The organism is Kitasatospora sp. NPDC038210 (assembly GCF_055600605.1).
This window is the reverse complement of record NZ_JBVJYK010000021.1, coordinates 80,041-86,739: the sequence shown is the minus strand read 5'-3', so window position 1 is coordinate 86,739 and position 6,699 is coordinate 80,041. Positions and strand designations below refer to the sequence as shown.

Genomic DNA, 6,699 nt, shown 5'->3' with positions numbered 1-6,699 from the left:
CAGGGGTTTTTTCCTTTTCTTTGCTCGCTTTTGGTGGAGTGTTTCAGGGGGGGGGGTTTTTTGGGGGGGAGGGGGGGGTGGCTGGTGCTGGGCGGTCCCGCCCGGCACCGGCCGCTTCCGCGCGGTCCCCGCAGCGCTTCCGCGGAGGCGCTACCCGCCGGCCGGCGGGTGCAGCTCGCCGCTCCGGGCCACCCGGGCGTACCAGCGGGCGCTGGACTTGGGGGTGCGGGTCAGGGTCGGGTAGTCGACGTGGACCAGGCCGAAGCGCTTGTCGTAGCCGTACGCCCACTCGAAGTTGTCCAGCAGTGACCAGGCGAAGTAGCCGCGCACGTCGGCGCCGTCGGTCGTCGCGCGGTGGACGGCCGCCAGGTGGGCGTGGAGGTAGGCGGTGCGTTCCGGGTCGTGGACCGTGCCGTCCTCGCCGACTTCGTCCTCGTAGGCGGCGCCGTTCTCGGTGACCATCAGCGGCAGGCCGGGGTGGCGGTGGGCGAGGTCGGTCAGCAGCTGGTGCAGGCCGGTGGGGTCGACGGCCCAGTCCATCGCGGTCCGCTCGCCCGGTGCCGGGTGGAAGCCGATCCGGTCCGCGCCCGGCCAGGGCGAGGCGGTGCCGCCGCCGTGGCCGTCCGCGCGGGCGGGGGCGGCGTCCTCGGCGGTCGCGGAGACGACGGTGGGCGTGTAGTAGTTGACGCCCAGCCAGTCCAGGGGCTGGTGGATCTCCTTCTCGTCGCCGGCCCGGACGAAGGACCAGTCGGTGAGGTGGGCGGTGTCGGCCAGCAGGTCCTCCGGGTAGGCGCCCTCCAGCATCGGGCCGAGGAAGACCCGGTTGCCGACGGCGTCGATCCGGCGCACGGCGTCCCGGTCGGCGGCGGACGGGGTGAGCGGGCGCAGCGCGTGCAGGTTGAGCGAGACGGACACCTGCGCGTCGGCGGGCAGCGCGCCGCGCAGCGCCGTGACGGCGAGGCCGTGTCCGAGGTTGAGGTGGTGGGCGGCGCGCAGGGCGGCTACCGGATCGGTGCGGCCGGGGGCGTGGACGCCGGAGCCGTAGCCGAGGAAGGCGCTGCACCAGGGCTCGTTGAGGGTGGTCCAGTGGCCGACGCGGTCGCCGAGCGCCTCGCCCACCAGTGCGGCGTACGCGGCGAACCGCTCGGCGGCCGTGCGTTCGGCCCAGCCGCCGGCGGTCTCCAGCTCCTGCGGGAGGTCCCAGTGGTAGAGCGTGGCGACGGGGGTGATCCCGTGGGAGAGCAGTTCGTCCGCGAGGCGGCGGTAGAAGTCCAGGCCCTGCTGCACGGCGGGGCCGTGGCCGGTGGGCTGGACGCGCGGCCAGGAGACGGAGAAGCGGTAGGCGGTCAGGCCGAGTTCGGCCATCAGCCGGACGTCCTCGCGGAAGCGGTGGTAGTGGTCGACCGCGACCTCGCCGGTGTGGCCCTGGAAGACCTTGCCCGGGGTGCGGCAGAAGGTGTCCCAGATCGAGGCGGTGCGGCCGTCCTCGGCGGCGGCCCCCTCCACCTGGTAGGCGGAGGTTGCCGCGCCCCAGAGGAAGCCGGCCGGGAACCGGAGCGGCGCGGTGGTGGCCGGGAGGGCGCGGGAGGGGGGAACGGGCACGGGCTGCTCCAACGGTGAGGGGGTACGGCGTTCCGGAGGCGGTGGAGATCATGCCGATGGTGAAGGTGTTGCCCAGGGCGTTCCGGAGGTAGGCGCTGTTCCGCGGGTCGGTGGTGCCGGGGCACATCGGTGGAGGCCTCCCGGAGACGGACGTGGGAGCGCTCCCACGTCATGTCGGAAGGTTCCTGCCTCAGCTGATCCGGTGTCAAGGGATGAGGCCGAACTGCCCGGGGGCGCCCGCCGGTCGGCCGGTCCACGCCATCCCGGACCCGGGCGAACCATGGCGGCGCCGCGCCCCGGTGACCTACGATCGCCTGCCAGGCGGGCGCGAGACCGATGGCGGCGACGGAAGGCGCGTGGGCAGTGGGCGGACGGCAGAGCGGAAGACCGACCCTGGAGGAGGTCGCGGCCCGGGCCGGGGTCGGGCGCGGCACGGTGTCGCGCGTGATCAACGGGTCGTCGCGGGTGAGTGAACAGGCGAAGGAGGCGGTGGGCCGGGCCGTAGCGGAGCTGGGCTACGTGCCCGACCGGGCGGCCCGGGCGCTGGCCGGCAGCCGGACGGACGCGGTCGCGCTGGTCGTTCCCGAGACCGAGGCCCGGTTGTTCGCGGAACCGTACTTCCTGGACATCATCCGCGGCGTGAGCGCCGAACTCGGCGCGGCGGACAAGCAGTTGCTGCTCACGCTGATCCGCACCGAGCAGGAGCGGCAGCGCTTCGAGCAGTACCTCGCCGCCCAGCGGGTGGACGGCGTGCTGCTGGTCTCGGTCCACCGGGACGACCCGCTGCCCGACCAGGTGCGCGCGCTGGGTCTGCCGACCGTGCTGAACGGGCGCCGTTCGCCGCAGGAGCCGGTGGCGTACGTCGACTCCGACAACGTGGGGGCCGGCCGTTCGGCGGTGGAGCACCTGGCCGGGCGCGGGCGGCGTCGCATCGCGACCATCACCGGCCCGTCGGACATGGACGCCGCCGAGGGCCGGCTGGCCGGCTACCGCCAGGGGCTGGCCGCGGCCGGACTGCCGGCGGACGAGGGCCTCGTCGCGGTCGGGGACTTCACGGAGGACGGCGGCCGCCGGGCGATGCGGGAGCTGCTGGCGCGCTGCCCGGACCTGGACGCGGTGTTCGCCGCCTCCGACCTGATGGCGGTGGGAGCCCTCGCCGTCCTGCGGGCCAGGGGCCTGGACGTGCCCGGCGACGTCGCGCTGGTGGGCGTCGACGACTCGCCGGTGGCCCGCCACCTCGATCCGCCGCTGACCACCGTCCGCCAGCCGATCGAGCAGATGGGCCGCACCATGGCCGGACTCCTGCTGCGGCAGATCGCGGGTGAGGACGTGGAGCCGTCCCGCCTGGTGCTGCCGACGGAGCTGGTGGTGCGGCGGTCCTCCTGACCCGCGGGCCGTCCGGAGCCGCGCGGGGCTCCGGACGGCCGGGGCGCCGACCGTCGCGTCACAGGGCCGGGTAGGCGTTCCTCAGCAGCTCCTGGAACTGGGCGGAGAACCACTCGCCGGACAGCGGCGCGTCCGGCAGCGCACCGGACATGTGGTTGTTGTTCCTCGGGTTGCCGGTGTACGTCGGGTCGCACATCCCGTCGAAGCCCTTGCCGTCGTTGTTCGGGATCTGCTTGCCGGCCCCGTCCGACTCGCCCGGAGGCTTCATCCAGACGTACGCGTCGATCCCCGGCGCCGGGGCGGCCTGCGGCCGTTCGCCGAGGCCCGCGCCCGCCTGGTTGCACCAGTTGCCGGTGTTCAGCCGCCGGTCGTACCGCCCGCCGTCGACGTAGGCGTCGACGCTCGTCCGCGGCCCGGGCCCGGCCGGCCGGGCTGCGCCGCCCCAGCCGTTGCGCGAAGTGTCGATCAGCATGCCGAGCTCGGGGTCGAAGCCCAGCGACACCAGCTTGGTCCGCAGCCCCTGCGCGTAGGAGAGCTCGTCGACGTACCGGTTCCAGTCCACCCACTTCGACTGGCGCACGGAGGTGCCGTTGACGCTGTCGTCGATGGTGAAGTCGTCCTCCTTCAGCGCGCTGTAGTTCGCGGTGTTGACGATGAAGCCGTGCACGTTGGCGACGGTGGAGCCCTCGGCGGTCGCCGCCTGCTTGAACAGCTCGGCGGACGCGGTGAGGTTGTCGTCCCAGCCGAGCCAGCCGTGGTGTCCGGCGTCGGCGTAGTTGTACACGTTGGGGATCGCGCCGAGCTTCTTGAGCGCGTAGCCGATGCCCTTGATGTAGTTGCCGTTGGCCTTCATCACGTCGCAGGCGGGGGTGGCGGTGGCACGCGGCGTGGTGTTCGTGACGAGGTTCGGCAGCGAGTCCAGCTCGACGGTGGTGACGATCCGCAGGCCGGCGTACTTGGGATCGGCGAGGATGGCCGCGATCGGGTCGATGAACTCCGTCCGGTACCGGTCGATCTCGGTCGGGCCGAGCTCGCCGTTGGAGGAGAGGGCGGCGCAGTCCCGGCCGGGCAGGTCGTAGACCACCAGCTGGACGACGAGCTCGCCGCCGCCCTTCTGGCGCAGCGCCTCGTCGAGGTGGGCGCGCAGCCCCATCCTGCCGTTGGCGCCGGCGATCGCGGCGATCCGGTCCAGCCAGATGCCGGTGGGCTGGCCGGCGACCTTGGCGCCGCCGGGCTCGGCGGCGGCGTGCGCGGACCACTCCGGGTTCACGTAGACCTTCGCGCCGGCGTACGGGTTGTCGACGCGGGTGCCGGGCGGGGTCGTGGGCGGGGCGGTGGGGGTGCCGGTCGGGGTGCCGGTGGGCGTGGCCGTCGGCGTGCCGGTCGGGGTGGCGCCGTTGCAGGGCACGCCGTTGAGCGTGAAGGCGGTCGGGACCGGGTTGGCGCCGCTGTAGGAGCCGTTGAAGCCGAAGGAGGTGGAACCGCCGGTCGCCAGGCTGCCGTTGTACGAGACGCTCCGGGCGGTGGCGGCGGCCCCGGACTGGCTGATGGTCGCGTTCCAGCCCTGGGTGACCTGCTGGTTGCCGGCGAACGTCCACTCCAGGGTCCAGGAGCTCAGCGGGTCACCGGTGTTGGTGACGACGACGGTGGCGCCGAAGCCGGTGTCCCACTGGTTGGAGACCTGGTAGTCGACCCGGCAGCCGGCCGCGGCGGCGCCCGCCGAGGTGGACAGCACGGTGGCGCCGGTCGCGGCCAGCAGGCCGAGCGCGGCGAGCAGGGCGGTCCGGCTGCTGCGCAACCGGTTGACGGTGGTGGGGTGGGTGGTGCGGCTCATGGTGGGGTCCCTTTCAGTGTCCGTCGAGGGTGCGGAGGTGGTCGCGCAGTCCGAGGCCGAAGGCGGTGGGGGTGCCGTCGTAGCCGCTGATCAGGGCGGGACCGGCGGAGCAGTCCCAGGTGTTCCAGGTCCAGCCGAGGTAGGAGAGCCCGCGGTCGTCGGACCACTTCATGACGCGGTCGACGAACCCGTGTCCGCAGGTGTTCTCGCCGATCTCGCCCGCCACGAGCGGGACGCGGGCGGCGACCGGGGCCAGGGTGGAGCTCCAGCAGGCCTCGTCAGAACAGGAGTTGAAGTTGTAGACGTGCCAGGCGGCGGCCAGTTGGCCGGCCGGGTCGGAGGGCGCGTGGGCGAGCCAGCCGCTCAGGTCGTTCGCGTAGGCGATCCCGGCGACGAGCACGACGTTGCGCGAGCCGGTGGCGCGGACGGCGTCCACCAGGTCCTGCATGCCGGCCACCTCGTAGCCGATGCCCGGGCAGCTGCCGCCGTCGCGCCAGCAGGTCCAGGCCTGTTCGGCGGTCGCGGTGGCCCGGTCCGGGTAGGGCTCGTTGAACAGGTCGAAGACCACCCGGGGGTCGTCCTTGAAGGTGTTCGCGACCGACGTCCAGAAGGCCGGGGCGTAGCGGGCGTCCGGCATCGGCTTCTGGCAGGAGGCGTGCACGTCCGGACAGCCCGCCGAGTTGCCGGTGTACTGGCCGTACGTCCAGTGGAGTTCGACCACGGGGGTCATTCCGTGTGCGAGGACGCGGGCCACCAGCTCCTTGACGGCGCCGACGTAGGCGGCGCCCCGGTACTCGGGCCGGATGTTGTCCAGGCCGAGCCAGCACTCCTCGTTGAGGGTGATGCGGACGGCGTTGGCCTTCCAGTCCGCGATGGCCTGTACGGCGGTGTCGTCCACCGGGCCGTCGAAGATGCCGTGGCCCTGGACGCACATGAACTCGCCGCCGGAGCGGTTGACGCCGAGCAGGCGACGGGTGGCGCCGCTGCGGTCGGTCAACCGGACGCCGCTGACGCCGAGTTCGGGCGCGCCGGCGGTGGGGGTGGCGGTCGGGGTGGGAGTGGTGGTCAGGGTGGTGGTGGGTGTGGGGGTCGGACCCGCGTTGCAGGCGAGGCCGTTGAGGGTGAACCCGGTCGGGGCGGGGTTGGCACCGGACCAGGAGGCGGTGAAGCCGAGGGTGAGGCTCGCGCCGGTTCCGAGCGAGCCGTTCCAGCTCTCGTTCGTGGCAGTGACCTTCGTACCGGACTGGGACCAGCCGGCACTCCAGCCCTGGGTGAGGTGCTGGCCGCCGGTGAAGTCGAAGCCGAGGGTCCAGCCACTGGTCGGTGCAGCGTTGTCGGTGATGACGACGGAAGCCTGGAAGCCGCCGTCCCACTGGTTGACCGTGGAGTAGGCCACGGAGCAGGTGGGTGGAACGGCGGTGCCGGGGCCCGCACCCGCCGTGGCGGACACGGCGCTCACCAGGGTGAGGACCGCGCCGCCCAGCAGCGCCGTGAGGGGTGGGGGGTGTCGCATGAGCGACTCCTTGCAGCGAGGACACGCCGTTCCCGGCGCGCCGACTGATGGAACCGCTCCCACTGGTGGCCACCGACCGTAGCGCCAACTGCCGCCAAGGAAAAGGGGAGTTGCCGGGATTCGTGGGCGGAGGTGTTCGGCTCGTCGCGCCTCTTGACCGGTCCGCGGCGATCCCTCACAGTGGGAGCGCTCCCACTGGTCGGGCACTGTCGTGGAACCTCCGCAGCCACCCGTCACAAAGCCACGGGTGGCCGTTCGTCAGCCACATGATTCCGTTCGTCGCCGGCGGCGGCCTGCTGATCGCCCTGGCTCACAAGGCACCTCACGGGGCGCCCGCTCGGTCGAGTGGGCGCCCGGTTCGTTC

4 protein-coding genes are annotated in these 6,699 nt (G+C 73.1%); 1 reads left to right on the top strand and 3 read right to left on the bottom strand.

Features of this window, described 5'->3' with window-relative positions:
* Window positions 1-150 precede the first annotated feature (150 nt).
* Window positions 151-1,602 (bottom strand): GH1 family beta-glucosidase, encoded by a 1,452-nt coding sequence (locus ACZ7KX_RS32500; protein ID WP_470329584.1) that lies wholly within the window; start codon window positions 1,600-1,602, stop codon window positions 151-153.
* A 336-nt stretch (window positions 1,603-1,938) separates the two neighbouring features.
* Between ACZ7KX_RS32500 and ACZ7KX_RS32495 the strand changes: the two genes are divergently transcribed.
* Window positions 1,939-2,988 carry a LacI family DNA-binding transcriptional regulator gene (locus tag ACZ7KX_RS32495; RefSeq protein ID WP_470329583.1) on the top strand — a complete coding sequence of 350 codons (1,050 nt, stop codon included), beginning with the start codon at window positions 1,939-1,941 and terminating at the stop codon, window positions 2,986-2,988.
* 58 nt (window positions 2,989-3,046) lie between these two features.
* On the opposite strand, the gene ACZ7KX_RS32490 is transcribed toward ACZ7KX_RS32495, so the two are convergent.
* Window positions 3,047-4,822, bottom strand: coding sequence for a glycoside hydrolase family 6 protein (locus tag ACZ7KX_RS32490; protein ID WP_470329582.1), 1,776 nt, complete (start codon window positions 4,820-4,822; stop codon window positions 3,047-3,049).
* Between the two features lie 13 nt (window positions 4,823-4,835).
* Window positions 4,836-6,335, bottom strand: coding sequence for a cellulose binding domain-containing protein (locus ACZ7KX_RS32485; protein WP_470329581.1), 1,500 nt, complete (start codon window positions 6,333-6,335; stop codon window positions 4,836-4,838).
* Window positions 6,336-6,699 lie beyond the last annotated feature (364 nt).